This is a genomic window from Pseudonocardia sp. OZ21, assembly GCF_059359135.1.
This window is the reverse complement of record NZ_JCADBN010000038.1, coordinates 1-2,866: the sequence shown is the minus strand read 5'-3', so window position 1 is coordinate 2,866 and position 2,866 is coordinate 1. Positions and strand designations below refer to the sequence as shown.

Genomic DNA, 2,866 nt, shown 5'->3' with positions numbered 1-2,866 from the left:
TAGGACGGTGGGTTCACCGAGTCGCCTGCGCCGTGCAGGCGGTAGGTGGCCTCGACCACCTCCATGATCTGCTTCTCCCCGCCCTGCAGCGCACGCTGGACCTGGCCACCGGAGATCACCGCGAACGGCGGCACGCCGCCGGCCCCGGAGGTCTGGGAAGCCGTCGTGGTGGGAGGCACACTGGTCATCGGGTCGTCCCATCCACTGTCGGCGAGCTGTTGAGGCGCAGCGCGTCGGCCATACCGACCAGCACCTCGCGCGGCCCTTCGAAGGCGTCCCTGCTGTGCGAGCTGCGGATGTTGTCGACGAGCATCAGGTCGCCCGCCTGCCACGGCTCGCGCAGGGTGTGGGCCTCGTAGATGCCGGTGAGCAACTCCACGACGTCCTGGCCGATGGGGTCACCGTTGCCGAAGCGGGTGTTGAACGGGAGCCCGTCGGCGCCGTAGACGTCGACCAGGAACTCGTGCACCTCGGGATCCATCGTCCACTCGTTCAGGAACGCGATCTGGTTGAACCAGCACCGCTGCCCGGTCACGGGGTGGCGCACCACCGCGCTGCGGCGCTGGCGGGTACGCAGCTCACCGTCGGGCTGCCACGCGAACTCGATCGCGTTGGCGCGGCAGTAGCTCTCGACGGCAGCCGGGTCCTCCGTGCCGAACGCCTCGGCCCAGGAGGCCCCGATGTCCTCGTTGTACGTGCGGGTGAGCAGCCAGCCCTCGCGTTCGAACCGGTCGACCAGATCGCGAGGCAGTGCCTCGAGCACGGTCGGCGAGTCGGCCACCCCGGTCGCGCCTCCGCTGGTGGCCGCCCCCAGGCAGGCGAACAGCATCACGGAGGGGAACTCGAGGGTGTAGCTCAGCTCGTGGTGCATGCACATCTGCTGGTTCGGCGGCCACTTGGTCGAGGAGTAGACGCCCTCGGAGTAGACCTGGCGGGAGGCGAACGCCTCCCTCTCGGCCATCAGACCGGTGGTGGTCAGCCTCTGGAACACGGCCGCCACCTCCGCCGCGTCGCGTAGCCCGAGACCACGGACCAGTAGCGAACCGTGGTCGGTGATGACGGCGCGCAGCGCGTCTCGGTGCTCGGCTGCCCAGCGCGGCGCGTCGCCGGTGGGCGCGACCCGCAACATCGGCGGCTTGCCGGGTTGCAGGTCCACGCCGAACAGCGACGCCGCGGATGAGGACGACATCTCGAATTCCTTCCAGTTCCTATTTGCTCAAGAAGAAGTCAGCAGTTCGGCGGCACTCAGCACCGTCTGCGCCGCCTCAGCGGGACGGGTGCGCAGGAAGTAGTGACTGCCGTCGGAGAGCGCGTGCAGGTCGACGCGCTCGGCCAGGAGCTCCCAGTCGCGATACCGGTGCTTGTAATCCGCGGTGCTCGCGTCGTCGGCGGCGACCACGACGCTGATCGGCGCGGCCAGCTTCACCGCGGGCGGGTTGTCCAGGGCGTCGGCGAAGTAGCGGAGAGCGGATCCGTAGTCGTGCCGGTAGGCGGCGCCGACGTGCTCGGCGCGCTGCGGGTCCAGCGCCCCCAGCTCCGTGTAGCCGCTGTTGCCGAGCCGCTCCGCGATCTCGGCGTCGCTCCGTTCGGCCAGCTCGGCGAGGGCTGCTCGCCGGTCGGCTGCCGTGCCGAGCAGCTGCGCACCGAGGAACACCCGCTCCACACGCACGCCCCCCGCCTGCAGGACCCGCGCCGTCTCCAGCGCGAGTGCGGTGCCCGAGGAGTGGCCCCACAGCAGCACCCTGGTCAGGCCGCGCCCGACGATCTCGGTGGCCACCTGCTCGACCACCTGCGCGATCGGCACGAACGACTCGCGCTCGGCAGCGAGGTCGTGGCCCGGCAGCTCGACGGCCAGGACGGCCAGCCCGCTCCCGCGCAACGCGGCAGCCATCGGCTGGTAGTTCACCGCGTTGCCGCCGGCATAGGGGAAGCACACGAGCGCGCCGGTCTGGGTGGCGTCCGTTCCCGAGAGTGGCTGCAGCAACCCGGTGCGTCGCTCGGACCTGCCGTCCACCAGCTCGGCCAGATCGGAGAGGACGGGGTAGCGGGTGACGTCCTTGAGCGAGACCGTCCGCTTCAGAGCGACCGCCAGCTTCACGGCCGACAGCGAGTTGCCGCCCCGGTCGAAGAAGTGGTCGCCTCGCCCGATCTGGTCCACCGGGACGCCGAGCACCTTCGCCCACGCTTCCGCCAGCCGCTCCTCGGTCGGCGTCCTCGGTGCGTCGTAGTCCTCCTCGACGACATCGAGCTCACGGGCGAGCAGCGTCAGCCGCTTCTTGTCGATCTTGCTGTTGGGGGTGAGCGGCAGGCTCTCCTGCCAGTGGAAGGCCGCCGGCACCATGTATGCGGGCAGCGATGCGCCGAGCCGCTCGCGCAGCACGTTCAGATCGATCGTCCGGGGGCCGGAGTAGAAGGCCACCAGCTGCTTGCTCTGGTCGGGCCGCTCGGCCACCACCACGGCGCCGTCGCGAACCCCGGGCACCCGCAGCAGCGTGTTCTCGATCTCGCCGATCTCGATCCGGAAGCCCGAGATCTTGACCTGGCTGTCCTTCCGGCCGAGGAACTCGAGCTTGCCGCCCGGCAGCCAGCGGCCGTAGTCGCCGCCCACGTAGAGCCGGTCGCCCGGGCGGTGCGGGTCGGTCGTGTAGGCCTGCCGGGTGCGCTCGGGGTCGTTGACGTAGCCGCGGCCGACGCACACTCCGGAGAAGACGATCAGTCCGGGGGCGCCCAGCGGTACGGGAACGAGGTTCTCGTCGACGACGTAGACGCTGACGTTCTGGACGGCCGGGCCGAGCGGGACGCGTTCCCCGTCGGGAGCCCGGTCCATGACCTCGTGGTTGGTGTCGTCGGAGGTCTCGGTCAGGCC

General features: G+C 70.4%; 2 protein-coding genes and 1 pseudogene. All 3 read right to left on the bottom strand.

The window, feature by feature from the left end:
- A pseudogene (locus AC5L35_RS37235) lies at positions 1-188 on the bottom strand (2,3-diaminopropionate biosynthesis protein SbnB); the annotation flags it as partial.
- Positions 185-1,189, bottom strand: a complete 1,005-nt coding sequence (locus AC5L35_RS37230; RefSeq protein ID WP_495064460.1) for a TauD/TfdA family dioxygenase — start codon at positions 1,187-1,189, stop codon at positions 185-187. The gene AC5L35_RS37230 and the pseudogene AC5L35_RS37235, both read right to left, overlap by 4 nt.
- Before the next feature lie 27 nt (positions 1,190-1,216).
- Positions 1,217-2,866: alpha/beta fold hydrolase (locus tag AC5L35_RS37225; protein WP_495064459.1), on the bottom strand; the 1,650-nt coding region annotated here is incomplete at its 5' end.

Bases quoted from the DNA above. Each gene is read 5' to 3' on its own strand.
- AC5L35_RS37230 (WP_495064460.1), bottom strand. From the start codon at position 1,189: ATGTCGTCCTCATCCGCGGCGTCGCTGTTCGGCGTGGACCTGCAACCC.